Genomic DNA, 25,174 nt, shown 5'->3' with positions numbered 1-25,174 from the left:
AGAATATTTTGAAAAAAACTAAACTAAATACAATTAATAAGCTTAATATTATTACAGCAATATTAGCTTTAATCTGCATCTCATGTGATGTTAATAAAACTACTCCCAAAGTAAAAAGTCATACCGATTTAAAAGAAAGCACCCAAAATTTTGGAAATAAATCTATAAACATCAAAAATACAAACCAAGAATCTAAAGAACAGGAAGCTTCAAATAATAAATCTAAAGATCAGAAATCTTTAAGTCCAGACTCTCAAGGTCTCATAAATTATTCAAGCTCAGAATCTCAAGACAAAGACAAAGAAACTTTAAAATTAGAATCTCAAGATCAAAAATCTCAAGAAGATGAGGTGCTCTCAAAATTAAAAAAATTTGGGGAGCTCCTAGAAGCAGAAAAAAACCAAGAAGATAAACAAATAGCCGCCAATATTGCTAAAACTCAATTTGATTTCCTAGAAACTTTTAATCTATCTGCTTATGACAGGATTTCAGACGATGTACGAATAAGCCTAAAAAGAGTAATTTATTCATCTTTAAATTACGACACAAATAAAATAGAGACATTAAAAGAAATTCTTGAAAAACTTATAGAAACTCCCCTATACAGAAAGGTAGTTGAACTATTCCTTTATTATATATCAACAGAAATTCAATTAGACCTAGCTAACTGTTTAGAATCAATAAACCACCTTGAATTGGAGGCCCCTCTTCCCCCTGAAAAACACAAATTACTACTACAGAAAACAGAACTTGCTTTAAATATAAAAGAAAAGTTTGCAAAAAATTTAAACGAAACTATTGAGGCTTACAATCAAAATAAGGAAAACATTAAAACTAATAATGAAAAACTAGCAATTAATATCTATGAATATTACACAAACTTTAATTCTTTATTAAAGCATTTTTATTCTTTATTTAGGTCTTTTCATGCTTTACCAAAGGATTTTTACTCTAGCTATTAATACAAAAAAATTTAATACGTTGCACTTGAAATTTTAAAAAAGAGAAGAATTAACTTCTCTTTTTTTTTAGACTCATTCAATCCAAATTTAAGCTAAAACCAGCAATAACCGTACAATAGATATTTAATCTTTAATATCAAATAAAAATAATATTATTTGACAAATAGAATAATGTTGTTATATTATTTTTTTGTACTAGAATTAATAAATATTGATTCTAATTTTAGAAGGAGAGTATTTTGAAAAAAACTAAACTAAACACAATTAAGCTTAATATTATTACAGCAATATTAGCTTTAATCTGCATCTCATGTGATGTTAATAGGGCGGATCCAAAATTAAAAGGCCATAAAAATTTAAAAGAAAATAAAAAAAATTTTGGAACTAAATCTAGAAACACCAAAAATACAAACCAAGAATCTAAAGAACAGGGAGCTTCAAAGAATAAATCTAAAAATCAGGAAGCTTTAAATCCAAAATCTAAAGATCCAAAATCTAAAGATCCAAAATCTTCAAGTCCAGAATCTTCAAGTCCAGAATCTTCAAGTCCAGAATCTTCAAGTCCAGAATCTAAAGACAAAGAATCTAAAGACAAAGAATCTAAAGATCAAGAATCTCAAGGTCTCAAAAATTATTCAAGCTCAGAATCTAAAGGCAAAGAAACTGCAGGTCAAGACTCTGCGGATAGAGAAACTTTAAGCTCAGAATCTAAAGGCAAAGAAGCTCAAGACAACGAAACTTTAAACTCAGAATCTAAAGGCATAGAAACTGCAAGTCAAGACTCTATAGATAGAAAAACTTCAAACTCAGAATCTCAGGATCAAAAATCTTCAAGTCCAAAATCTCAAGATCAAGAATCTTTAAGTCAAGAATCTCAAGGTCTTAAAAATCATTCAAATCAAGGCTCTACAGATCAAGGCTCTACAGATCAAGGCTCTAAAGATAAAGGACCTACAGATCAAAACATAGATAAAGGCCCTCAAGATCAAGACCCTACAGATCAAAGATCTATAGATAGCGAACCTTCAAGCTCAGAATCTAAAGGCATAGAAACTGCAAGTCAAGACTCTAAAGGTCAAGACTCTAAAGATCAAAGCTCTAAAGATCAAAGCTCTAAAGATCAAAGCTCTAAAGATCAAGACTCTACAAATCAAGACTCTACAAATCAAGACTCTACAGATCAAGACTCTACAGATCAAGGTAAAGAATCTCGAAGCAAAGAACCTCAAGATCAAGAATCTCAAAGTCTCAAAAATTCTTCAAGGCCAAAATCTCCAAGTCAAGAATCTCGAAAATACAGATTTTTACATCGAGAAGCTAAAAATTTGAGATCATACCAAGAAGCTCACAAATTGGAAAGATCCTTGAAGATAGAGAAAAAAGAATATGATGCAAATAAATAACATTGCCAATACGCAATTTGATTTCCTAGAAACTTTTAAAGTTACTCCTGATGACAATATTTCAGGAGTAACGTATACAGAATATGGGTTGTTAAGACCAAAACAAGCATTTCTAATAAGCCTAAACAAAAATATTGAACACTACTACGGCCAAAATTGCTGCAACATTAAAACCAATGAAAAACTAGCACAACATATGAATAAACATTACAAAAATTTCAAGTCTTTATTTGAATCTTAAAATTCCTATTAATTTTTAAAATTAATAGGTTGCACTTGAAATTTTGAAAAAGAGAAGAATTAACTTCTCTTTTTTTTTATACTCAACTCATTTAATCTAACTCCAAGCTCAATGCAACAATAAAACAACACAACAATGACTTTAATATCTTTTAATAACTTTTAAATTTTATAAAAGTTTAAATTTAAACTTTTATAATTTGAGATACATTTGTAATATGTACTAAAAATTATTTTGTACTGCACATTATTACATTTTTAAAAGGAGAATATTTTGGGAAAAAATGACCTAATATTAAAAAATATTGTCATTACAGCGCTTCTTTTGTGCTCTTGCAGTTTATTTCAAGGAACAATAACCGAAAGAATATCAACAAAAATAAAAGAATTTAAAGAAAAAATAGAAGAAGATAAAGATAAACCCGAAGACACTGATCAGTTTGGAATGAAATATTCAGTCTTTAACACAGATACAACTAGCCTTAAACTTGCGAAACTCAACTCAGACTCAAAAAAAGATGAAAGGCGATTATTTTATTCTTCTTTGAATTACAATACAGCAAGAATTGTAAACTTTGGCAAAATACTAACACAACTTTACAAAGAACACCGCCATCACCGACTAATTGAAGAGATTGTTGAAATGGGACATTTTGGCATTCAAAAAAACATTGAGGATGCGATTTTAAAAATACCTCAAGACACAGATGAATTAAAAAAGCTGGGAAAAGAAAACTTAAAAACTCTTGAGACTTTGATAAAAGAACTTTTTGAAATACAGCAAAATTGGATCAAAAAAGTAGATCAGATTATTCTTAACTACAATGAAAATTTAGAAAAAATCAAAGAGGATGCTAACAATCTAGCAGAACACATTAGACATGAAATCAAGCAGGAAAAATATGACACAAAAACTGCAACTGGAAAAATAAAAGAAATATTAAATCATTACAATTTGCCAACTCTACCAATACCTGTCCCAATACCTAGGGGTCAAAATTAAATATGCTAGGCTAACAATTTTTATTTTTGTATTTATTTAGAATAAAACAATTTAAGATTCATTTTTATAAAAGGAGAATATTGTGAAAAAATACAAATTGGCATTTGACAAGCTAACAATAATAACACTGCTTTTGTGTTCATGTAATTTAATTGGTTCAAAACAAGAACTTGTCGAGAAAATAGAAAAAATAATAAAACCCGTAGTAGAAAAAATAGAAAGCGACAAAAAAGAAGAAGAATTGGACTTCAATCAAACAAAAAACATTTTTTATTTTATTAAAAAAAACGATGAACTTAGCCGGGATTACAGAAGACAGTTTTATTCATCTCTTGAGTACAATAAAACAAGAATTACAAACTTAATGGAAATTTTCTATAAAGCTATATTACAAAAGAATTACTTTGTAAGCTTTAGTCCCATAACACAAAATAGTCCAATTGTAGATTTAATTCAGTCAATAATCGACAGAGGATCAATTTTTATCCAAAATCCACTAGAAATTGCTATTTTTGACATAAACAACAGAAAAGATGATCTTATTGATTTTAAAAGCAAAGAAAAACTAAAAGATGTAAAAAATAAAATCAATAAAATTCTGGAAATGCGACAACAGTGGATCAAAAATATAGACAAGATTATTATCACCTACAACGATAATAAAAATCTTCAAAACAACGCTAAAGAATTAGAAACTTATTTGAAAACAACCTATGAGAATACATTAAAGCCGGACTCAAATGGGATTTATGACTTAATGATAGAGATTGGAAGAGAATTGCAAGAAAACTTATAAGCATCCAACAAAAAAGAGTAAAAATCTTTGCTCTTTTTTTATTTATATTTTTTATATTTATTGATTATTTTACAATTTGAATTAAATTTTTATTAATTAGTAATTAATTTTAAATTTTAATTAATTTTGATTATTAAAATTCATTAAAAAGGAATCAAGGAATAATATCTTGAAGGTTAAATCATTAATATACTTAAGGTTCATTGCGACCTTGTTTTTATCTTCTTGTACAATCAATGCTGGGCTAAACGAAGAGAATGAAAATAAAGTAAAAGAACTTCTCAAAAATACAACAGATGATCAAGAAATAATAATTGACACAAGCTCAAATGCTGCACAAAATAAATCAAGCGCTGCTAAAGCGGTAGCGCTACAAAAACAATCGCAACCGGCGAAAGACCTAGAATTTCAAATTCCATATTCTAGCACAAGCTCAATCAAAGAAAATCCCAAAAGTCTACCCGGAGCAAGCTCAACAAGTCTAGCAAATTCGACAAATTCAGCAAGTAGGCCCAAAACAAATTCAGCAAGTCCGCCCACAGAAAGTGGAAAAAATGCAAAATCAACAAAAGAAGTCACACCAACAAGGCAAATAGCATCTAGCCAAATTAAAAATGGGCCTAAGGGTACAAAAAATTCTAGGAAAAATATAAGAAAACCCCAAAAACATGTTACAAGATACAGCTTGGATGATTCAAATAATCACACGGAATTATTAGGCTTGCAAGACAATAATTCTTCCACAATGTTTGAACAAGTTTCATTAAGCTTTGCCCAAACAGCTAGCATTAAATCACAAACATTAAAAGATAATTTTCTTAGAACAATTTCTGAAGAAAAAACCAAAATAAAAAACAACACCGGATTTAGAGAAACTTACGATCAATTTAAAATGAAAGATTCTGCATTTTCTCTACTAGATGTTATTTCAAATATTACAGTTTTTGATCGAAGTTACGCACCGCTGCTTAACTCCAATACCCCAGAAGCAGAAAATGAAAGAAATAAATTCTATGCGGTTCTGGATTTTGATCAATCAAAAATCGAACAATTTGGATCAATAATGGAAATCCTTTATAAAGAGGATAAAAATCACAGCTTAATCAGATCATTAATAATATCAGGACTTGGAATACAAATTTCTTTTGAGCTTGCCCTAGAAGAACTAGAGAAAAAAATTGAAATCCTTACTGAAGAACATGTAAAAAATAGAATTGGTGGCTTTGACTTTGAGACCAAGATAAAAGATCTTCAATTAATATTCAATACAATATTAACTGAAAAAAAAGAATGGTCAAAACAAGTTGACGCTCTCATTGCTAATGCAAGCTCTAATGCAAGCTCTAATGCAAGCCTAAAGGATTCCGGCTTCTTAGCGCAATACATTCAGGCCAAATATTTAAATAAGATGCAAAATGCTCGCCAGTCTGTTCTTGACCTATACATTAGCATAACAGAATTTAAATAATTTATTTAAAATACGAAAATAAACCATTTAACAACGATTTAATTAAAGAAGAGTCCTGGCCTCTTCTTTTTTTTTCATTGTTCAATTTCAAATTTGAACTAAATTTGAATCATTAAGTATTAATTTTAAATAATTAAAATTACTTAAAATTTTTATTAAAGGAGCAAATTTTGAAAAAGATAAAATTATCAATATTTATAACATTAGGAATAATAATATTTTTCTCTTGTAAGCTAAACTACAAAGATACTCAAAAAAAAATAGCAAGTTTTACAGAAACAAAACATGATGAATTAAATCCTAAAAAGGATGTAAAAACCCAAAAAGATCCAAGATCAACAAAAAACTTAAAAATTTCTAACAAAGAAATAACTGATCTGGTTGACAAGCTTGCTGAAATCTTAAAAAAAGAAATGGCAATAATAAAAAGAGACAAACTCCTAACAGAAATACCTAGCCAATTTGGTCTTAAAAATAGCATGTTTGAACTAATTAATGTTTATAAAATAAACTCTAAAAATGGTGAAAAACTCAGAGAAAAAATGAGCTCAAACTTATTGGAATCTCGAAAAATGAGAAGACAATTTTATTCATCACTAAGTTACAACACCACCGACATTTTCAATTTAGCAGAGATTGTAAATAAGCTTTACAAGAACCAAAAAGCCCACGATATAATAAAAAAAATATCAAGGGGTATACAAATTCAACAAAGATTTGAAGTTGCGCTTGAGGATTTATCAATTAACATAAACTTGTTAAAAGAAAATACTTTTACTTATTTTAATAAAAATACTTTAGAAGAAATTTATGATGTAATTGTTGATTTAATCGAAATAAAAAAAGAATGGCTAAATACAATAGAAACATTGATTAAAAGTTCAAATTCTACCTTAGAGCTGCAAAACAATGCAGAAAAGCTAAAGGCCCATATCCAAGAACTATACGAAGATAAAATAATTTCTATTTGTTCAAGATCAGAGCAAGCATTCCTTTACCTAGACATATTATTTAAATCTAATAAAATTTAAAAAATTCTTTAAAAAAAGTCCCTATATTTCAAAGAGAGCTCAAACTCTCTTTTTTTTTGAATTTTTTTTGTACAATAACAATTTTGAATTAAAGTTATTAGTTGGGTAATTAAAATTTTTAATTAATAATAATTACTTAAAATTTTTATTGAAGGATAACATTTTGAAAAAAAATAAATTAATTAAAATATTTTCATTTAATATATTAACTGCGCTAATTTTGCTTTCTTGCTCTCTGGGGACAGACAAAGACAATTTAAAGGCAAAACAAAATGAAAAAGCAAAGACAAAAATAATTAAAAAAGAAAATAATTTATTAAACACTAAAAAGGGGTCTCAAAACTCTAAAAACGGTAAATCAAAAACAGATAATCTGCTTGTTGCGATTAATGCTTTAAAAAATCCACCAAAACCAGCAGCTAGCAAAGCTGGTAATGCTAAAAACAAACCAAATCCATCATCTTTGAAGCAATCTAATAACACTAATACCAATGCTAACGCCAATGCTAATGCTCCAAAGCAAATAGTAGACCCTCAGGCAAAAGAATTAATACAAAAAATACTAGCAAGATCTGAGAATATTATTCAAATAAGAGACATTGATTCTGGCAATAATGAACCTGATGACCAATTTGGAATGAAAACAGAAATATTTAGCAAAATATTTTTCAATGCAAATTCAACAGTGCATTTTGACGATGACGTATATTTGGATGAAAGAAGAATGCTTTATACATCTTTAAATTTCAACGAGGGAATAATTTTAAATCTGGGAAAAATTTTATCTAAACTTGCTCAAGATTCAAACTACTTAAGCTTGGTTAAAGAAATCCTTATAAACAGGGGCTTTAGCATTCAATTAGCAATGGAGGAAATCAGCGCAAGAATATTGAATGTAAAAGACAAGCTACAACAGCTAAATACACCTAACTTAAGCACACTCTATAATGATTTTAATAAACTTACAACACTTAAAGAAAACTGGTTAAAAGACGTAGATGACATTATTAAAGACTACAACAATAATCCCGAACTGAGAACTGACATTTCAAAATTAAATGACGCCTTGACATTAAAAAATTCAAAAGCTCTATTTGCAGACATTCACAATATAATTTTAAATCTGGTAAATACAACTACCAATATTCTTGCCCCAATTCAGTAATATTGGTTTGCAACTCAAAAGCAAAAGAGACCTTAAAGGTCTCTTTTTTTCTTTTTATTGTTAAAAAAGTTTTTTAAAAATTATCTCAAAAAAGTTTTTTAAAAAATTGATAGCTTTATTTAAAATTAAAATAAAACTTATGGCTTATTACTTTCTCATTGGCTTCATATATTTTTTATTTGATTTCATAGGTTTGTTAGGCATTGGAGTTGTAATTTTTGAATCTTCATCGCTAGTATTTTCTACAGTACTTTCTGTAGTATTTTCCATTTCATCTGAAATTCTTGTAGTTTCGCAAGCAATAAATAATACTGTGCTTAAAAACATAGCATACATTAATTTCTTCATTATTTAATTCTCCTTATTTAAAAATTTAGAATTTATACTATATTAAAATATAATTTTAAAATAATCAATATTAATTGATTATTTATTTAAAAAAATAATATTATAAAATTGTTCAAAAACTATTGATAAAATCTGTACAAAATGATATTTTATATAAATAATTTGGACTGAGGAACAATTTAATATTTATATGCAAAAAAATTTTATTATTTCGAAAAAGAATTTAAACAATTTCAGTGCTACAAAAGTAAGCACAAACAAAACAATATTAAATAAAAATAAATATAGGGGTTTGCAATTTAAAAACTCATTTTACGTATCAATAAATTCTTCGAAATTAAAAAAATTCACCAAATAATTTATATTAAATAAAACTTAATTTATTAAACACTTCCCACACACGTTTCAAAGAGGCTCTTAATACGAGCCCTCTTTGTATGAATTTTTAAAACATGTAAAATTCATATTTTAAAATGTGCGCTATACTTAGTAATATCTGTAATGATAAAAACTGTGGCTTATATATAGCAATATAAAATTTGACACTACTTTTAACTACCTCCAAAGAAGTTCTTTTATTGCATTAGAGAACTTCTTTTTGTAAAAATTAATAATTTTTTTTAGCATTTTTAATTAATAATTATTTCTGACAATTGAATAACAAAGGGTAGAAATAAAAAAATCAAATCAAAACTTAGTAAACATCAAAAATTACTACAAAAAAACTTGAATATTATTAAATTGATAAATATAATTTTATGCTATATAATTATATTTAATCTGTTTGGGTTAAAGGAATAATTAAATGGTTAAGAAAATAATATTTATTTCACTTTTGGTATTTATGATGTCTTGTAGCGCAATTGGTCGCGGAATTTTCTTAGATTCTATTATTAAGGGCGCAGTAAGAGATTTTGAAAAAGAACAAGAAGATGAAAAAAAGCAAGATTCACACTCAAAATCCGTAACAAAAGAAAATGGTGCTGCTAACAAAACAGACAGCGACGAAGAAGATGACGACGAAGAAGAAGTAGAGGAAATTAAATAAACTGCTAAAATCGTTTCATTATTTTGAAAACATTTCATTAGTTTAGTATTTAAAATTTCAAGCTTACAGTTCAATAGATTAATATAATAGGTTAATATATTCGAAGGAACATCGGGCCTGTTCGATGTTCTCCTTTATTGATAAATCTGAAAAATTTAAAGTATGCTATACACTTTTAGTACAAAGCAAATTCTTTGCATCAACATAGAAACATAAGAGCAGAAGAATGGTGCTGAGAATTTTAGAAAACATTAAAAAATAATTTAAAACAGCGCCAGCACTTCTACACCAAATTATAAATAAACCAAAGGCAAAACACTAAAAGTTTTAAATCTTAATTTTAATAAAATAGTAAAATAAAAATTTAAAAATAATAATATAAAATATATGATACCCCCTTAAATCCCCTGTTAAGGGGATTTTTTATATTTTAAAATTAAAATCTAAATTAAAATTAACAAAATGTGATATAATTGTTGTCAATATTCTTATTTAAAAGGAGCGTAAGGCTTTGAAAGGCAAGCTTAGAAAAGCTTTAAACAAATTTTCAATATTTGCATTGCTACTGATTATTAGCTGTAATGCCAATATGAATGCAAATGACAAACACAAAGCCTTAAACGAATCTAAATTATTAAATATTTCAGAAGTTATTAAGAATAGCTTACAAATTGAATCAGACCTCAAAAAAGAATCCAAAACAAACACAAGTCAAAATACCCCTCCTATTCTAGAAATTGAAAAAATTGAACCTGGCAAGCAAGGATTTCTCTTGAAATCCGAATCTGGAAACGAAAGCTTGCTGCCACCAGAAGCACAAGAAGAAGTAAATGTGGTTAAATCAGAAGAAGAAATTGAAAAAATACAAGAAAAATTGTTGCTAATCGGGGCTTCTGATGAAATTATGGGGCAAGAATTAGGCCCAAATATGCAAAAATCTTTATATCTAACTACAGTAGAATTCAAAATCTCAAACGCCGACAGCACCGACAGCGTACAGCAAGTAATACTTAATCCTATTGAAGAGACTGTGATTACTAATGTTATTAATATTAATGATGATAACAATATTCGCAATAAAGACAAAATTTTTGATCAAAAAAAAGAAGATGAAGAAAGTAGCACCTTATTAAACGAATATACAAAAAACTCTACGCAAAATCAACTCCAAAAACACACAGCACTCTTCGATCAAGATGCAAGCCTAATAACAAAAGAATATACAAAACAAGCTGAAAAATCTTTAGAAAAAGCACTGAATGCAATAAGAAGCTTAGAAAAATCTAAACTTCTTAAAATCAAGAACTTAGAAACGAATCAGGAAAATCCTGCAGAAAGCTCAGAAAGCACAGAAAGCAATAATACCAATGATACAAAGGATGCAGAAAAAACAAAAAATAAATTGCTTGAAGAACTCAAAAAAAGTGAACTTATTTTTGAAAACACTAAAGATCCCTTAGGAACAAACACAATAAAGCAAGTCATGGACGCTGCTAAGAAATGGCAAGAAAAAGAAAATTCTGGTCAAATAAACTGGGACTTGGGATCAAAGTTTCATCCAAACCCAAAGCTTTACAACAAATCAGTAGCTCAAAAATATAAAGTTTTGGCTGAAAAATTTAAAAAAGTACAAAATGAATACGAAAAAACAAAAGAACAGCTAAAAGTTCAATCTAAATTGACAACTAAAAACATCAGCAAAATAGTTGATGCAACAAAAGAGTTTGCAGACCAAGTAAGAAATTTAATCTTATTATTAGAAGAAAACAACAACAAATAAGTTATAAATTAATATTAATTTTTGTGTGCTTTTTCAAGCAATAGGACCCGTCTTCCCGGTTGTAGTTGTGAGCGCACCGCTGCTATTAACATAAGTTAGGGTACCAGAACTGTGTATATGATTTTCAAATTTAGTTCCATTAATCTTTAAATTGCCTCTAATTTCAATATTATCTACATCAATAATCAATTTTTTAGCTTTAAATTTTATATTTTCGCTTTGCGCTTCAAAATCCTTTAAGCTCACATTAAACTCATCAAGCTTAATGCCAATTTTCTTAGGATTAAGAACACTTAAAATGTAATAATAATTTTTGTCAAAATGATTATTATCACTTTCCTGGAAAATATTAAAATTACTTTGAAGCAAAACTACTTCATCTTCTTCTGCTAAATCAAGATTAAAGTTGGATATGCTTCTGGTGATAATTTCTAACCCTTCATACTCTTTAATGGTGACAATCCCTGTTTGAGTTTTAAGGTCAAAACTTTTGATAATACCTATTCTGCAAATAAAAATATTCTCAAAAAGATACCGCTTTAATCCCCCAACAGAAGATACATTTAAGCTTTCTGCGCTTTCATAACCATTATTCTTCATAATACATTCCTTTTTTATTCTCAGATTTTACTTTCAGAGTAAAGCTCAAGATTTAAAACACACTCTCTGGTGCTACTTAGTCTAGCACTAGTATTTTTAACCTTACAATAAATATTATTCCCATGCCTGTCTTTAAAGCTTAAATTGTCTCCAATCTTAATATTGTGAGTAAACATCACTTGCGCTTGATATGAGCTTAAACCGGTTTTAAGATCTTGAGAATCTTGTTGAGGTGAGTACAAAAGCCCATAATCTTCAAGTCTTTTGTACTCACCAGAAATAAATTGTCCAAAATTGGTAAAAATAAATTTCGAATCAACATCTTGACCAAAATTACCAATGTCAACAACAACCAAATCAACGTATCCTTGTCGCCTTAAGAATTCTATTAGTCCTTTTGGCGAGTTGCAAGCAAAACTCTCACTCATCACTTTTGCTTTTTCAAGCTCATTCATACAAAAAATTGCTTTGTCCTTAAATACATATTTTATTGCATCAGCAACAGTACTGCCCTTGAAATTTTTATACTCAAACCTTCTCTCTAAAAAGGTAGCCTTGGACAAAAGGTGCAATTCACACTCAAAACTAAAATTCTCAAACCTACCAATTCTCTCAACAGGCGCGCCTAAATACCCAGCCATAATAAATTGATAATCTTGCTGATGGATAAACTTCTTATAATAAATTTTTACAATGTCTGAACTCTTAAAATCAGAAAAATTTAAAGGTACATTAAAAATCTGAAGTTTGGTTTTCTTGCTAGTTATTAAATTACTTAAAGAATATGTATTTTGAATAACAATATTTAAATCGGGAACACCATTTTGAGTGAGGATAACAACTCTAGGTCTCAAGCCTGCAAGCCTCCCCCCAATGTTGTTCTTAGAATCAACTGCATTGTAAAACTCGATCTTAAAATCGTATTGAAATATTAACATCTTTTTTAAATAGAACTCCTTTTTTAAATTAATAAAATTAATAAATCAAGATTAAAAACAAAATTTAATCTCTTAATCTGGAATTAATTCCGGATTTAATTCCGGATCTACTTCTGGATTTCACTCCGAATTTACTTCTCCTCCTGGGCTTGATTTATAAATAACCATCACTACAACATCTAGGCCTGTGAACAAGATTTTATGATTAATGTCTAAAACATTTTTTGAACCTACCTTTTGAATAAAAAGCCTTAAATCTTTTTCCAATTCTTTAAAAGATTTCTGCTGATTCAGTTTAAAATTGAAAATTTTAACCTTAATAATCCCATCATCAACATAAGAATGCAGATTAAAACCCAAACAAAAAAATAAAACAAAAATTAAAAAAACTGCTCTCACAAATTCCGCCAATTCACCTTGAAAAGCACAAACGCCTATTAACCGCGCCTTTTAAACTTATAGATCACCATTAAAGACACACCGTTAAAAGTTATGCTGTGCTGCATGCTTAAAATATTCTTAGATCCTATTTTATCAATTACACCTTGTATTAAACTTTCAACAGAAGAAACAGAATGATCTTCGTTTGAATTGCTAACAATCTTTACCTCTTCATATAAGAATTTGACTGCAATCTCCTCATCATCTTGAAGATCGTAAGAATACGCATTAAAGCTTAAAACAAAAAAAGAAATTAAAATTAATTGCCTCATTAATATTCTCCCAATAAAAATCATTCTGGCTTGGCCAGCTTATAAATTAAATCAAAATAAAATTTATTAAATTTGGCTGAATTTATCTTCAGCACTATCAAAAAACTCGTCTGGGGCGCTGCTATCCGGATCATCCAGATCGTCCAGGTCATCGGAGCTGTCTGGGTTATCCAGGTTATCCGGGTTGTCCAGATCATCTAGATCATCCAGATCATCGGTGCTGTCCCGGTCATCCGGGTCAGCAATATTTAGATCATTAAGGTCAGCAGCACTGTCTGGCTTTTTCAAAATCTTGCCATTTGTAAAGCCAAGATTATGATTATCTAAGATTTGCTTTTTGTCACATTTTTTTAAAGTGTGCGGTCCTTTAGAGGTTTTGGGATTTTCTGAAAACTTTGATCCACCAAATCTATTGGTTTTGCTACCTTTAAAAGACTTCGGACCACTCCTATTAGTATATTTTTTTTTAATCTTTTCAATAGATTTTACACTCTTGAGCCTAGATTGAAAATAGTCTTCCAGAAAAGTAACTTTTTTAATAATTCTCTCTACAATAAGTTTTGTATATTCTGGATTTTCAATCAAGCTTTTATTTTTATATCTTCTTGTTAAATATTTATATTTTCTATAAAGCTTCAACAGTGGCAATTCCACTTCTTTTCGGAATCTACTCCTAACAAGTTTATTTTTTATTGTTTTTTGCAAACTATCAGAATAAACATTCAACTTGTTAAGCTTAGCAAAGATTTCTTGACTTTTAACTCTACCGGCTTTATCTTGAGATTTGGTTAAAATCCCATTATCAGAATCATACATTAATACATAAGCCAAGTCTATATCTTTTTTGAAATTCCATTTTCTAAAATCAAATGGTCTTGCTACACCCGCATATATTGTTGAAGCAATAAAAAAAATAAATATTAAAATAAGCTTAAATTGTTTCATTAATATTCTCCCAATATTCAGCTTTTTTATTTAATATTTTAACCCTTATAGGTCAAAATATTAAACGTTTTGCAAATTTTTAATTGTAAACTAATTTCCACCTCTTCTAAATACACTGTGTCTTTAAGCTTTAGTGAATTAATACTTACCACCTTGTGAAATCCTACCGAAGGACTGTACATACTATAATAAACTCCTAAGTTAAATCTCTGCCTAAATTGCATTTTTATAAAATTACTATTAAATTCTATAGCACTATTGATAAAAGGAGTTTCTCTTAGCGCTCTTAGCAAAGTTTTGTCATAAATAGATGACAAAATCCCTTTATTGATTGTTATAATCTCAGGCCTTGTTGATATGTTAAAGTTTACATATTCACTTTTTGTATTTGTAAAATCAATCACCGCACGGTCTGAACTTACACTTGAGAGATTCTCTTCTATTAGATTGTGCTTCACAAAAATAAAAAATAACTGCGGAATGTACCCAAGTCCTTTAAAATCAAGCCTTGGGAAAAGTACCACAAAATTAGAACTGCTTGCCAAACTTGAAATTTGATTTACAACATCTTCTATTAGCTTGGTGACTTGCTCTTTAATCACTTAAAACCCCTTTAAATTTACTAAGGCATTCTAGAATCATCATCAATTCCTCTTGAATTTAATCCCCCACCACAATCTCTTAAAAGATTTGTCATGTACTCAACCAAAGGCAAACTTTCGAGTGTCTGTCCCAACAGATTGCCAAAATTTGAAAAAGTATTTCTTAAAGGATCCAATACACTACTGGTAAAATCATAACTTTTAGCCCATTCCAAAAGCTCTACAGTTTTTTCCAAAAGTGAATCTAATTTTGGCTCATAAACACCGTTTATTATTTTGCTGCTATTTAAAAACTCAGGATCACCTTTTGGATGAAGATTTTTTAAAGAAACTGATGGGTTACTTTTAAAAACATTTTCTAAATTATTCTCACCACCAAGAAAATCGCTTATCAGACTAATAGCTTTTAAGTCATTTTTAGCATAGCCTTCGTTTTTTAATTTCTCCACAAACTCAACCATAAAAGATAGATCATTAAAATTAGAATTTAAATCTGAATTCAAATTTGAATTTTGTAAGCCTTGAAGAACATAAAGTTTTCTTAAAAAATCATTTCTCTCAAGCTCTGTTTCAAAAGGTCTCTGCTCTTTTAGTATTTTACTTGCACTATCTATTTGATTATCTTTACAAATAAAATTTTCAAGACTTAGCTGGGTAATCTTTTTGTCTTTTAAATTTTGAAATTCCTTTAAAGACGATTTAAAATCATCAAAACCATTTTTAATTTTAAAAAAATTAACCAAAACTGAGTCTTTTAAAATCTTTCGGGAAGAAATCAAATTCCCCCAAATAGTATGATTATTTTCATTTTTCAATAATGGTTCTTGTAAATCAATCTTGTCAAAGCTGTGTTGAATCTTGTCAGAATTAGAATTTAATCTAAAATCTTTAAGTGTTGCATTGGTTTGACCTTTATTGGAATTTTGAATAAAATTTTGCCTAAAAGCATTTTTAATATTTTCAGTTTTAAAATATGAATATTGCTTGCTGGAATTTAAATCTAATTTATCTAATTCTGGCTTCAAATAAAAATTACTACCGCTACTTTTGGCGTCCCAGCCATTCCAGGATAGGCTTATTTTGTCTTTTAAAAAATCCAAATTTTTAAAAACACCCTTTAAGGCATTTTCCCTCAATGCGCTAAAGTGATCATTTAAAGGACTACTTTTTAAAAAATTTAAAGATTTAAAACTTACTAATTTTTGAAAATTATTGCTCTTAGGATTTTCAAGACTTTTTAGCTTCTCAAAACTTTTTAGCTTCTCAAGACTTCTTAGCCTTTCAAAACCCAAGGATAAAAAATCTTTACTACTTTTTGAACTTAAGCTAATCTGTTTAAAAAAATTTTCTTTTTTTAAACTTAAAAGCTCTTTTTCAAGATTATTCTTAGTGGCATTCCTGTCAAGCACGCCCTCTAATGTAATTGTAAATTTACCTTCATTATTGTTTTCTTCGTACATAAAACCCTTTAAAGCACACCACTAAAAGGCAAAAACCGTTCGTATATTTCCTTATTAAGCTTTAAATTAGCTACTCGATTAACCTCTACAAGCTCTTTGTAACTCATTTTTTTAACATCTTTGTAAGTACAAATACCCATTACAATAGGAAAATAATACTTATTAGTTTCTTTTGTTAAATAGTCTACATATTTAAAATAATTGGTTGTAATTGACTTATTCATTAACACCTTCTCGCAATAAAGTCTTATTGGTTTGTGAAAAATCTTCTTGATTTAAAGGCAAAGAACTGCCCGTAATTAAAAAATCATAACTCCAGCGCTGATCAATATAATCGTACTTAATGTAATCTCCGCTTTTATCTTGAAAGCTTTCAATGTAAACCAACCCGGGCTGCTTAAACCCTTCTATTGTCTCAAAAAGTGAATATTGAACTGAAAAAAGAATAGCGGGAAGAGCGTATTTATAAAGCTCAGAGTATCTTCTCTCTTTGTTTAAGATTTCATAAAATTCATCTAAAAATCCTCTTGAAATCATTAATTTGGTTATCTCTTTTAATGTTCTCAGATCGTTAAGCTTGTTAATAAGTTCATCTCTTTCAACATCAAACCCCACGACATTATCCCACTCGTACATGGGAATATCTCTTAAAACGTATGTATGTGTTTTGGCTCTGGTTAATATTTTTAACTTATATCTCATTTTAAATTCTTATCCTTTCTTATCCTTTAATTATCCTTTCTTGTCTTTTAATTATCATTTAATTAACACATTTTTATTATTAAATTAACTTGCCCTCTCGACATCACAATTGATCGCATGAATTGTAAACTTAACCGTATCATTATCAGATGAATACTTTCTAGTTGGGATTTCTGCAAAAAATGCACTATTTGAAATAATTTTCAATCCCATTTGATCGTTAAACACAAGTCTTTTTAACTTTTGAGATTTTGGTACATTCTCGTAAAATTGCTGATTGCTTAGTTTTGTCAAAAGCTTATAATCAAAAGATCCTTTGCTTACTTCTAAATCAAAAATATGAACAACCGTTCTGGGGTCTCTAAAGCTTGGAATTGGAAAATTTCTCTCTTCTGTGCTTGCCTTAGCCATTACATTAGGCTCTGTGCTGTACTCAAGAGTTCCTCTGTCTATTAAATTGTCATTAAAGCTGAAAAATATTAAATCTAATGAATAATACTCTCTCATTATGATGCTCTCCTTAAATATTCATTTATTTCTTGTGCGGTGATTATTAAATTAACGCTATTAAAGCTGTCATTATATTTAAGCGCAACTTCTAAGCTTAAGCTAAGGCCCGAAGAGGAGTTAACTTTAAGCTTAATCTTTTTGTAAAAAATAATAAGACCTCTTTCTTTAAGCTCATGGAAAAAACATTCAAGCCCCGCTGTGTATTCGTTTGGCAAATTATCATCCAAATTTAATGAACCAAGCTTGCTGTTAGCTCTATTGTTTTTATTCCAGAGCCTAATAAGTTCCTTGATTGCTTCATTTTTAATATAATAAAGCGTAAAAGCCTCATCAATCGGATCGCCTGATAGACTAACTCCTTCCTTGAAAGCCAAAATGCCATCATTGCCAGTTTCATTCAAAAGAGAATAAAAATTAATATTGGACTTTCTAAGAGAATCAATTAAAGAATCATCGTAAATAGGAGTAGAATTTAAAATCATCCCATAAGGATTAACAGCATGAAAAATACTTGCCTGATGCAAATACATTGCTACAAACTTAAGATGTAAATTCTCATTGCCGTTGTAAACAGCAATAATATTTTTAAGCTCACTCTTGTCTTTACCTTTTAAAAAATTTGGCAAACTGCTATCTTTAGTGGAAACCACAATAAAATTGCAAGCTTTTCTAATAGCTTCAAAATCACTACTAATAGCGTCTCCCGATTCATTTACAAAAACTACAAACGGGTGTAAATTGGATTTTAAGAAATCTTTAACCTCTTTAATCTGATTGTAAACACAAAAATTAACAGACTTGAGCCCATCTTGTCCAAAAAAATCACCAATTGATTTTTGTAAAGCCTTGCGCTCATCGTCTGCTATTTTTTTCTTAGAAGAATCTGACTCTTGAGTCTTTTGTATTTCAAGTTTTTCAAGCAACTCTTCAAAATTTTTAACACTTAATGCCAAGTATTTACTTGCTAAAACACCGCTTTTGTAGATTAAAAGCGGATTGTAATAATTAATGGTATTGGTAACTAGTTGATTTTGCACCAAACTAACACTTATTGTATCTTTTGGCATTTATCCTCCTTTTTTTAATTTCATTTTTTAATTTCTTTTTTTAATTTCATTTTTTGTTTTTTAAATTTATCTTTTTATCTTTCTTGTTCTAAAACTTGTATATTTGCAACAAAAATCTGATTAAAACTAAAGCACATATTGCTTTGCATATTAGAAACACCAAGAAGTCCATCATTATTTAAATTGCTAATCGAGCTAAGATAATAAGTTAAAAGCAAGTAAGAACTGTTCTCAAGCTCTTTTATAAAATCAAACCTAAATCTATTCTTATGTAAAAATTCTAAAAAGTGCTCATACACTTTGCACATACTCTCATAAGAATCTCTGTAGGCTTTAAATAAAGTAAAACTTAAAAAATAAAGCGAAAATCTTAATCTAAACTCATTGGACGTTTCGCCAGAATTTCTACCCCTTAGATTTCTGGGGGCAAGCCCCTCAAAAGATTCGCTTTTTAATACAATTAAATTATTGGTATTTGTAGCGAACTTCTCCAAATAGGGGTGATTGTAAGTATTTAAGATTTCTAATTCTATTTCCCTAAGAACTAAATATTCTTTAAATTTTGTAAGTATTTTTATTAAAAACTGTATAGATTCATTTAGTCCCACAATCATGACTGCCCTTTCCCGAAAGACTTGGCCTTTTTTAAAAGACTTGGTTTTTCAATGTTGAAAATTAAACTTTTAAATTCTTTATCCCTAAAAGCTTTTTTTGGCTGTAGAGCTATTTGCCTGCTAAGTAAATAATTTTTACAAAAAACTCTAAACTGATCTTTTACCTCAACAAGTCCTTTTTGAATAGATTTCCTAAAAGCTATTTTTATTCCTTTGTTTGAAAAAATATTAGAATAAAACTCTTTGTATGCAACCCTTGCTAGTTTGAAAGTAATCTCTCTCTCAAGTTCTTCTGGTCTGATATTAATGCTATTTTTACTCAAAGAACAAATGTCTTTAAACCCAATTTTTATACTCAACAAGAACTCCTTAAAATTAGCGTGCTGTAATTTAGACCTTCTTTGTAACTCTTTTGAATCCCTAAAATCGAATAAAAATCATTGCTGGCCTTAATTAAATCTCCGTACTCAAATTCAAAACTCTCAAGAGTATACACCTTGGCGTAGCTATTTTTATCAAAAATATTTACGCCTTCAATCTCAACTGCTTCTTCTGGACTTATTAGTAAAAACATTCCTTTAAAACCAACAGCATCAGAACTTTTAAATCTAGTCTCATAAGATGCATTAAGCGGATCTTTGATTGTTTTAAATTTACAGAAAAAAAGATCTTGCGAATATGTACTTATAATATTAATTAAACCTGTATTAATCATCTCTAAAGATTTCACTTAAACTGCTCCTATTAACGAATCTTTTGCTCTTAGCTCTTCTATTAAACTGTCTAAGAATTTACAAAAATCACCTCCACAACCGCTGCTACTAAGAGTTGTGGGAAAATATTCTAATGATACCTCTTTGAATTTTTCAGACTTGATGCAATTTAAATTAAACCCTTTCAATCTGTTTCGTTTTTTTAACTCACAACCAACAAAATAATAAATTAAAACAAACATTATAGAATAATTTAAACTTTTAATTCTTATTCTCTTAAGAATTAAAATATTTTCAAGTAAATTCAAATATGAAGAAAATTCTTTAATGCTAAGATCTTTAAAATCAAGCATCAAAAGCTCAAGTATTTGCTCATACACCGTTTTTAAAGCTGATTGCAGATTTTCACTACCTAAAGTTTTCAAGCTTAAAGCTGAATTGGTATCTATTTTACTTTCATTCATTTTCAGCTCATTCTTAGCTCATTTTTATTCTAAGGATAGAATTTTTTGTTGCCAAAATTGTTCCAATAGAAAAATCAAGAAAACTTGTTCTAAAATTACTGCTTGAAACTTCTATATATGAATTTAATATTGGTTGATGTCCGTCTCGCAAAAGAAGTAGTTTACTGTTTCTGGGATATATTAAAATTTCATCGTCCAATAAATTTGTAGTCTCAAGCTCAATATTTGCATCATTATTAATGGCACTTATAAAATCAAAAAGCATGTCTTTGTATGAATAATTGTTGCTTGGAAGCCTTTCGAGTAAACGACCTTTGATTTTGCTAGATGTAAGTATTTTAAAAGGCACTTTTCTCTCATCTTCTAAATTAATCTTTCCAAGATCATCATTTATTGATTTTATTTGATCTAATATGTTTGTCTGTTTGACTGTTTTGTCTATTTGGTTTGGAAGATTCAAAAGTCCATACATGGTTTCATTGTTAGACTCATCAACAAGAAGAGTTCTTTTATTATTTTTTGAAAGTGTAAGCCCTCCCTTTAAATAATGAGCACTCATTAACTTTTGTATCTCAATGATTGCCCCCAAGAGTCCTTCTCTCATGTTAATATTTGTGTTTGCCTCTACGCTAACTTTTCCATCCGGCGCATAGTACGTAAATGCATACTGAAAAGGTAAATAATTAATTTTTACTATTTGTCTTTGGAATTTTATTGTTGAGACTGTGTTAAAATCATTAACCTTTAGTGTGGGAATGTCTGTTAAATTAGAATACCACTTAATAATTCTATCGCTTCCTAGAGAGATATTGCTACTCTCTATTTGATGTGAATCTAAAAAATGATAATATTCCGGAATTGGACACTCTCCCACTAAAACATCCCTTACTGTGTTTACATACTCATCGTTATTTAATATACTCTCTTCCATTTTTAATTCTCCTATTTTAAATTGCATCTTTTATTTGCTTGACCAAAAAAAGAACTCTAACACCGTAAACATCTCTTCTGTCTTTAAACTCTTCAGCAGGTCCTAGTGCTAACGCGTGAATAACTGATGCATTCTGGGAAGCTTTTTCTAAAAACCCCTCGCTGTTTATTATTAATTTATCTTCTGCTTTAATCGTTTTATCCTTGGCAATCAAAACACATTCAAAACTACAAGTCATTGGAACAACCGTACCGGTTCTTGAAAAATCATCAAAGTCAACACAAACCCCATAAAGATCGCTGCCGCCGCCTCTTGCTATTTGCAAATGTGAGCCATTAATAATGAGCTTAACACCACATTTGTAGCAAAAATCTAAAGCTTGATAATTTTCAAACTTATCAGCAGAAGAGCTTTTAAGACCGCCTTTTTGAGTAAAATAATAACCTTCATCTTGAAATTTAGAATTGCTCTCAAACACAGGGTAACTAGTAGCATTAACATTTTGTAATTTGTCTAAAACAATTTTTTGAGCTTGATTTTTTTTAAAACTTTCAAGCTGACTTTCAAGTTCTGCTTTTGATGCTTTTAGTTTTTCCATCTCTTTTTTAAAATCAATCGAATCACTCATTAATAAATATCTCCTTTTTTTAAATTAATTTTTTATTAAAATTTTATTAAAAGCTTAAATTTTTAAAAAATTTAAGCTAATGCTTTTTTATTACAATAAAATTCACGCTTAAGCTCTTCCCATTCATTAAGCATTGCTTTTCTTAAATCAGAATATGTGTTAAAAAATGCATTTTTGTTTCTTAAATTATTTCCTTCATTTGCTTTTATTCTTTGGAAATTTATTATTTTGTATGAATTTTCTGCATTTTTATTTTGATCAATATTAGTTTTTGCAACCCTTATTAGTATTGCACGAGAAGATGAATCAATCTCGTCAAGATTGTTAGTTCCAGCTATTGCTAAGATTTGAGTTGATTTTACATACTTTCTAATAAGCTCTTCAGCTTGACCTTTTACAACCTCTTTAAAAGAATACCCTTTTGATAAAAGATTTTCTGTATTATATTCAAAACTTAAATTATCATTTGCAAGTTTATTTATCTCAACAGATTCTCTCAGATCGGTGTTTAAAAAATTACCCAATAAACTATTCTTGCTTTTAAGATTTTTATATTCCAAAAACTCCTCAATCAAGGGGTTGCTTAAAATCTCTTTATTCGCGCTTAAATCCTTAAAATCTTCTTGGCTGCTTTTACCCTTAAAGTCCGAACTTGAGACCGTTTTTTCCATAATTACTCCTTTTAAATAACTAAACTTAATTGTTCTTTTAAATTCTCTCTTGCCTTATGACTTAGATTTTCATTTTTAAGCAACTCCAAATACTTAAAATAAATATCAAGAAGTAAATTGTCTCTCTCAAGTCTTTGCTCATAGCTTAAAACTTCAAGCTCATTAAACTTCATATTTAATCTGTAGTATTTGTTAAGCTTAAGATTGCACGCATTAGCAACAGATTCTTGTACGCCTTTTAAATAGTCGTAATAATTACTTTTGTCCCCCTTGCCACTGCTACCAAGCCCTTTGACCTGCTCATTAAAGCTCCTAGTTAGAGGTTCTTTGGTGTCAGCACCAATTTTTGCTTTAACAAGCTCAAATGCATCTTTTAAAAACTCTAAATCGTATTTTATTACCTCTAGGCGTGCATTCTCTGATGCTGTATAAAAAATTCCATCATTGTTTAGAGTACTTTTAATCTTACTAAGCTCCTTGTTAAGCTTTAAAGAAGCACTACTTAATGCTGAGAAACTCTCACTAGGCTGGCCTTTAAAAAGGGTGGAAAATATTTTACCTTTATTGTTTGCTAAAATACTAATTTCTTCTTTTGCAAGCTCTAAAGATTCAACAAGCCCTACTAAATGTTCATCCTTGTAAAACAAAAAATTATAATTTCTTATTCTTTTTTCTATCTCTAAATAAATTTGTTCTAAAAGACAAATATTAAGAAGTAAGCTTTGTGTATAAACAGGTTCGTGTGAACCTAAAACATAATCATAATTTTCATAAATTATTACCCTGCTTTTATCTATTTTGACAACCATTGTTTTCTTATCCTCACCATCTAAGTCTTCTGGGCTGAAAAAATACTCTATGTACTGCGATTCTCTTTTGTTAATAATTTTTTGAAAATCTAAATATTTAAAACCTACGGGCAGCTCATTGTTAACTTTTTTGCTCAAATCCTCATCTTCGCCTTTGGGTTTTATTAAAATATAACCCGCTCCATTAAATCTATAGCTTATCATTGCTTCAAGAAGGGCTTCTTTTAACTCCACCTTTAAATTCAAAAGAAAATCTCTACTTTCTTTCAAGCAAGAAGTTTCAAGCAAGCTTAAATTAATTCCATTTTTTAAGGCATCTTCGGCTGTGCTTTCTATGTAATTCCTAAAAAAAATTGAATACTTGTAAACATCAATAGGACTGATTTTAGATTCTTTGTTTTTCATTTCAATTTTAAATTTATTAATCATTTTTTTAAATATCATTAAATATTATTATACCAAAAACAATCTTTTATGCAAATTTTATGTAAAATTTAAATGTCAAAATTCTAAAATTTCAAAATTCATTCAAAATTTTATAAAAAACCAATACGTTTTAGCATATTTATGCTAATATTAATTTAAGCTTATAAGCAAAACTTACAAAATATTTTGCTTGCTGTTACTAGCGCTGTTAAAAATTTAATATTATAAAATAATATTAAAAAGAAAGTTAAATTAATACTTTATCCAATCCCAATAAATATTAAAAAGGTAGAGAGCAGTTTCTCTACCTTTTAATATTAAAAACCATTTAAAATAAAATAAGCGTAAACTAAATATTCAAAAATGAAAAAGACAAGCTCTCAACAGAGCCTGTCTTCTAATAAAATACAATCTAAATGTTTAAAGATTTGTGCAATTTTTTAAGTTTGCTAATTCTTTGTTATTCTCACCCTCAGTAAGAACTTTTTTAATTACCTTGAAAATCTCTTCATTGCATTTCTCGGGTTTTTGACTACCCTCATCATCTTGCTTTTTGTAATCTTCAGTACCAAATGCATCAGCTATCTTTTGGAAATATAAACTTATAGCCCCGCCTCTGCTATTTTTAATTTTGTAGCAAAGATACTCATTAAAGCCTAAAGATTGTTGATCGGGCCTTACTTTTTTGCTTTCATCTACTGCTTTCGTGAGAATGTCGTTAATCTTGTTAAAGGCATTGATAAACTCTTTTTGCATGTTAAAATCCTTAGAAAGCCAATCAAAAAATTCATTGTAGGATTTGGTATACTCAGCTTTTAAGTCTTCTTCTTCCCTACCATTAGAACACATTGCGTCTTTTAAGAAGCCTTTTAAAGTCTCTAGCTTTTTGACTTCTTGTGATGTTAAAGCAGGCTCTTTTAAACCAATAAGATCTTGAGCTGATGTATTGCTAACAATATGAAGATTCCCGTCACCAGAGTCAATCTCTGTGAGCGACTTAACAACGCCATCAACAACATATTGTTTACAAGAAAATACAAGCATTAATAATGGTGCTAATAAAATACTTATTCTTTTTATTTTTTTCATTAAAACCTCCCAAAATATTTGGGAAATTATAGTCCATTTTATAAAATT

31 protein-coding genes are annotated in these 25,174 nt (G+C 28.8%); 10 read left to right on the top strand and 21 right to left on the bottom strand.

All coding sequences use genetic code 11. The annotated features are described in order from the left end of the window. Positions 1-8 precede the first annotated feature (8 nt). The 8 genes from QIA41_RS04815 (at position 9) to QIA41_RS04780 (ending at position 8,068) form a co-directional block, all read left to right on the top strand. Positions 9-962, top strand: a complete 954-nt coding sequence (locus tag QIA41_RS04815; RefSeq protein ID WP_320292919.1) for a complement regulator-acquiring protein — start codon at positions 9-11, stop codon at positions 960-962. A gap of 239 nt (positions 963-1,201) precedes the next feature. Then, positions 1,202-2,365, top strand: coding sequence for a complement regulator-acquiring protein (locus tag QIA41_RS04810; protein WP_320292918.1), 1,164 nt, complete (start codon positions 1,202-1,204; stop codon positions 2,363-2,365). Further along, positions 2,349-2,606: a hypothetical protein gene (locus QIA41_RS04805; protein ID WP_320292917.1), complete on the top strand. Its 258-nt coding sequence runs from the start codon at positions 2,349-2,351 to the stop codon at positions 2,604-2,606. Before QIA41_RS04810 ends, QIA41_RS04805 begins: the two co-directional genes overlap by 17 nt. 273 nt (positions 2,607-2,879) lie before the next feature. Then, positions 2,880-3,608 (top strand): complement regulator-acquiring protein, encoded by a 729-nt coding sequence (locus QIA41_RS04800; protein WP_320292916.1) that lies wholly within the window; start codon positions 2,880-2,882, stop codon positions 3,606-3,608. A gap of 82 nt (positions 3,609-3,690) precedes the next feature. Then, the gene (locus QIA41_RS04795; RefSeq protein ID WP_320292915.1) at positions 3,691-4,404 is read left to right on the top strand and encodes a complement regulator-acquiring protein; all 714 of its coding nucleotides are present in this window, start codon (positions 3,691-3,693) and stop codon (positions 4,402-4,404) included. Positions 4,405-4,573: 169 nt separating this feature from the next. Then, complete coding sequence (locus tag QIA41_RS04790) at positions 4,574-5,872, top strand: complement regulator-acquiring protein (protein WP_320292914.1); 1,299 nt, start codon at positions 4,574-4,576, stop codon at positions 5,870-5,872. A 170-nt stretch (positions 5,873-6,042) separates the two neighbouring features. Next, complete coding sequence (locus tag QIA41_RS04785) at positions 6,043-6,903, top strand: complement regulator-acquiring protein (RefSeq protein WP_320292913.1); 861 nt, start codon at positions 6,043-6,045, stop codon at positions 6,901-6,903. A gap of 163 nt (positions 6,904-7,066) precedes the next feature. Continuing rightward, the gene (locus QIA41_RS04780; RefSeq protein ID WP_320292912.1) at positions 7,067-8,068 is read left to right on the top strand and encodes a complement regulator-acquiring protein; all 1,002 of its coding nucleotides are present in this window, start codon (positions 7,067-7,069) and stop codon (positions 8,066-8,068) included. A 147-nt stretch (positions 8,069-8,215) separates the two neighbouring features. Here the strand turns inward: QIA41_RS04780 and QIA41_RS04775 are convergent, their stop codons facing one another. Further along, positions 8,216-8,416: an Lp6.6 family lipoprotein gene (locus QIA41_RS04775; protein ID WP_320292911.1), complete on the bottom strand. Its 201-nt coding sequence runs from the start codon at positions 8,414-8,416 to the stop codon at positions 8,216-8,218. Positions 8,417-9,221: 805 nt separating this feature from the next. Between QIA41_RS04775 and QIA41_RS04770 the strand changes: the two genes are divergently transcribed. Further along, complete coding sequence (locus QIA41_RS04770) at positions 9,222-9,464, top strand: hypothetical protein (protein ID WP_320292910.1); 243 nt, start codon at positions 9,222-9,224, stop codon at positions 9,462-9,464. A 511-nt stretch (positions 9,465-9,975) separates the two neighbouring features. Then, positions 9,976-11,244, top strand: a complete 1,269-nt coding sequence (locus tag QIA41_RS04765; RefSeq protein WP_320292909.1) for a hypothetical protein — start codon at positions 9,976-9,978, stop codon at positions 11,242-11,244. Positions 11,245-11,277: 33 nt separating this feature from the next. Here the strand turns inward: QIA41_RS04765 and QIA41_RS04760 are convergent, their stop codons facing one another. The 20 genes from QIA41_RS04760 to QIA41_RS04665 all read right to left on the bottom strand — a co-directional run bounded on the left by QIA41_RS04760 (position 11,278) and on the right by QIA41_RS04665 (position 25,126). Next, positions 11,278-11,844, bottom strand: coding sequence for a DUF777 family protein (locus QIA41_RS04760; protein ID WP_320292908.1), 567 nt, complete (start codon positions 11,842-11,844; stop codon positions 11,278-11,280). Positions 11,845-11,864: 20 nt separating this feature from the next. Continuing rightward, positions 11,865-12,782: a DUF693 family protein gene (locus QIA41_RS04755; RefSeq protein WP_320292907.1), complete on the bottom strand. Its 918-nt coding sequence runs from the start codon at positions 12,780-12,782 to the stop codon at positions 11,865-11,867. A gap of 120 nt (positions 12,783-12,902) precedes the next feature. Further along, positions 12,903-13,181, bottom strand: a complete 279-nt coding sequence (locus QIA41_RS04750) for a hypothetical protein (protein WP_320292906.1) — start codon at positions 13,179-13,181, stop codon at positions 12,903-12,905. Positions 13,182-13,219: 38 nt separating this feature from the next. Beyond that, positions 13,220-13,495 carry a hypothetical protein gene (locus tag QIA41_RS04745; RefSeq protein WP_320292905.1) on the bottom strand — a complete coding sequence of 92 codons (276 nt, stop codon included), beginning with the start codon at positions 13,493-13,495 and terminating at the stop codon, positions 13,220-13,222. Positions 13,496-13,561: 66 nt separating this feature from the next. Next, positions 13,562-14,440, bottom strand: a complete 879-nt coding sequence (locus QIA41_RS04740) for a hypothetical protein (protein ID WP_320292904.1) — start codon at positions 14,438-14,440, stop codon at positions 13,562-13,564. A gap of 38 nt (positions 14,441-14,478) precedes the next feature. Continuing rightward, positions 14,479-15,042 (bottom strand): DUF792 family protein, encoded by a 564-nt coding sequence (locus tag QIA41_RS04735; protein WP_320292903.1) that lies wholly within the window; start codon positions 15,040-15,042, stop codon positions 14,479-14,481. A gap of 20 nt (positions 15,043-15,062) precedes the next feature. Further along, on the bottom strand, positions 15,063-16,502 hold the full coding sequence (locus tag QIA41_RS04730) for a hypothetical protein (protein WP_320292902.1): 1,440 nt from the start codon (positions 16,500-16,502) through the stop codon (positions 15,063-15,065). An 8-nt stretch (positions 16,503-16,510) separates the two neighbouring features. Further along, a complete protein-coding gene (locus tag QIA41_RS04725) occupies positions 16,511-16,726 on the bottom strand; it encodes a DUF1322 family protein (protein ID WP_320292901.1) in 216 nt (71 codons plus the stop codon). Continuing rightward, positions 16,719-17,204, bottom strand: coding sequence for a DUF1473 family protein (locus QIA41_RS04720; protein ID WP_320292900.1), 486 nt, complete (start codon positions 17,202-17,204; stop codon positions 16,719-16,721). The genes QIA41_RS04725 and QIA41_RS04720 overlap by 8 nt, the downstream gene beginning before the upstream one ends. Positions 17,205-17,288: 84 nt before the next feature. Further along, entirely contained in the window at positions 17,289-17,711 is a 423-nt protein-coding gene (locus tag QIA41_RS04715) for a DUF1463 family protein (protein ID WP_320292899.1), read from the bottom strand. Next, positions 17,711-18,781, bottom strand: coding sequence for a DUF787 family protein (locus QIA41_RS04710; protein ID WP_320292898.1), 1,071 nt, complete (start codon positions 18,779-18,781; stop codon positions 17,711-17,713). The genes QIA41_RS04715 and QIA41_RS04710 overlap by 1 nt, the downstream gene beginning before the upstream one ends. A 74-nt stretch (positions 18,782-18,855) precedes the next feature. After that, complete coding sequence (locus QIA41_RS04705) at positions 18,856-19,395, bottom strand: DUF764 family protein (protein ID WP_320292897.1); 540 nt, start codon at positions 19,393-19,395, stop codon at positions 18,856-18,858. Continuing rightward, positions 19,392-19,754, bottom strand: coding sequence for a hypothetical protein (locus QIA41_RS04700; RefSeq protein WP_320292896.1), 363 nt, complete (start codon positions 19,752-19,754; stop codon positions 19,392-19,394). Before QIA41_RS04700 ends, QIA41_RS04705 begins: the two co-directional genes overlap by 4 nt. Continuing rightward, on the bottom strand, positions 19,751-20,125 hold the full coding sequence (locus QIA41_RS04695; RefSeq protein ID WP_320292895.1) for a DUF1506 family protein: 375 nt from the start codon (positions 20,123-20,125) through the stop codon (positions 19,751-19,753). The genes QIA41_RS04700 and QIA41_RS04695 overlap by 4 nt, the downstream gene beginning before the upstream one ends. Further along, positions 20,126-20,572: a DUF3890 domain-containing protein gene (locus tag QIA41_RS04690; RefSeq protein ID WP_320292894.1), complete on the bottom strand. Its 447-nt coding sequence runs from the start codon at positions 20,570-20,572 to the stop codon at positions 20,126-20,128. It lies immediately after the preceding gene. Positions 20,573-20,585: 13 nt separating this feature from the next. Continuing rightward, positions 20,586-21,503, bottom strand: a complete 918-nt coding sequence (locus tag QIA41_RS04685) for a hypothetical protein (RefSeq protein ID WP_320292893.1) — start codon at positions 21,501-21,503, stop codon at positions 20,586-20,588. Between the two features lie 16 nt (positions 21,504-21,519). Continuing rightward, on the bottom strand, positions 21,520-22,131 hold the full coding sequence (locus QIA41_RS04680; protein ID WP_320292892.1) for a DUF228 domain-containing protein: 612 nt from the start codon (positions 22,129-22,131) through the stop codon (positions 21,520-21,522). A gap of 71 nt (positions 22,132-22,202) precedes the next feature. Then, positions 22,203-22,802 carry a DUF1357 family protein gene (locus tag QIA41_RS04675; RefSeq protein WP_320292891.1) on the bottom strand — a complete coding sequence of 200 codons (600 nt, stop codon included), beginning with the start codon at positions 22,800-22,802 and terminating at the stop codon, positions 22,203-22,205. A gap of 11 nt (positions 22,803-22,813) precedes the next feature. Beyond that, positions 22,814-24,055 carry an anti-CBASS protein Acb1 family protein gene (locus tag QIA41_RS04670; protein WP_418909358.1) on the bottom strand — a complete coding sequence of 414 codons (1,242 nt, stop codon included), beginning with the start codon at positions 24,053-24,055 and terminating at the stop codon, positions 22,814-22,816. Between the two features lie 402 nt (positions 24,056-24,457). Then, positions 24,458-25,126 carry a hypothetical protein gene (locus tag QIA41_RS04665; protein WP_320292889.1) on the bottom strand — a complete coding sequence of 223 codons (669 nt, stop codon included), beginning with the start codon at positions 25,124-25,126 and terminating at the stop codon, positions 24,458-24,460. Positions 25,127-25,174 lie beyond the last annotated feature (48 nt).

The sequence above is a fragment of the Borreliella sinica genome (assembly GCF_033969665.2).
Lineage (GTDB): Bacteria > Spirochaetota > Spirochaetia > Borreliales > Borreliaceae > Borreliella > Borreliella sinica.
The sequence above is the reverse complement of the archived record's forward strand: the minus strand, read 5'-3'. Positions and strand labels throughout refer to the sequence as shown.

Excerpts from the sequence above, each read along its gene's own strand:
- QIA41_RS04725 (WP_320292901.1), bottom strand. The coding sequence starts at position 16,726 with ATGAATAAGTCAATTACAACCAATTATTTTAAATATGTAGACTATTTA.
- QIA41_RS04720 (WP_320292900.1), bottom strand. The coding sequence starts at position 17,204 with ATGAGATATAAGTTAAAAATATTAACCAGAGCCAAAACACATACATAC.
- QIA41_RS04670 (WP_418909358.1), bottom strand. The coding sequence starts at position 24,055 with ATGATATTTAAAAAAATGATTAATAAATTTAAAATTGAAATGAAAAAC.
- QIA41_RS04730 (WP_320292902.1), bottom strand. The coding sequence starts at position 16,502 with ATGTACGAAGAAAACAATAATGAAGGTAAATTTACAATTACATTAGAG.
- QIA41_RS04665 (WP_320292889.1), bottom strand. The coding sequence starts at position 25,126 with ATGAAAAAAATAAAAAGAATAAGTATTTTATTAGCACCATTATTAATG.
- QIA41_RS04690 (WP_320292894.1), bottom strand. The coding sequence starts at position 20,572 with ATGAATGAAAGTAAAATAGATACCAATTCAGCTTTAAGCTTGAAAACT.
- QIA41_RS04745 (WP_320292905.1), bottom strand. The coding sequence starts at position 13,495 with ATGAGGCAATTAATTTTAATTTCTTTTTTTGTTTTAAGCTTTAATGCG.
- QIA41_RS04675 (WP_320292891.1), bottom strand. The coding sequence starts at position 22,802 with ATGGAAAAAACGGTCTCAAGTTCGGACTTTAAGGGTAAAAGCAGCCAA.
- QIA41_RS04760 (WP_320292908.1), bottom strand. The coding sequence starts at position 11,844 with ATGAAGAATAATGGTTATGAAAGCGCAGAAAGCTTAAATGTATCTTCT.
- QIA41_RS04710 (WP_320292898.1), bottom strand. The coding sequence starts at position 18,781 with ATGCCAAAAGATACAATAAGTGTTAGTTTGGTGCAAAATCAACTAGTT.
- QIA41_RS04680 (WP_320292892.1), bottom strand. The coding sequence starts at position 22,131 with ATGAGTGATTCGATTGATTTTAAAAAAGAGATGGAAAAACTAAAAGCA.
- QIA41_RS04805 (WP_320292917.1), top strand. The coding sequence starts at position 2,349 with ATGATGCAAATAAATAACATTGCCAATACGCAATTTGATTTCCTAGAA.
- QIA41_RS04770 (WP_320292910.1), top strand. The coding sequence starts at position 9,222 with ATGGTTAAGAAAATAATATTTATTTCACTTTTGGTATTTATGATGTCT.
- QIA41_RS04705 (WP_320292897.1), bottom strand. The coding sequence starts at position 19,395 with ATGATTGTGGGACTAAATGAATCTATACAGTTTTTAATAAAAATACTT.
- QIA41_RS04715 (WP_320292899.1), bottom strand. The coding sequence starts at position 17,711 with ATGAGAGAGTATTATTCATTAGATTTAATATTTTTCAGCTTTAATGAC.
- QIA41_RS04775 (WP_320292911.1), bottom strand. The coding sequence starts at position 8,416 with ATGAAGAAATTAATGTATGCTATGTTTTTAAGCACAGTATTATTTATT.
- QIA41_RS04740 (WP_320292904.1), bottom strand. The coding sequence starts at position 14,440 with ATGAAACAATTTAAGCTTATTTTAATATTTATTTTTTTTATTGCTTCA.
- QIA41_RS04755 (WP_320292907.1), bottom strand. The coding sequence starts at position 12,782 with ATGTTAATATTTCAATACGATTTTAAGATCGAGTTTTACAATGCAGTT.
- QIA41_RS04685 (WP_320292893.1), bottom strand. The coding sequence starts at position 21,503 with ATGGAAGAGAGTATATTAAATAACGATGAGTATGTAAACACAGTAAGG.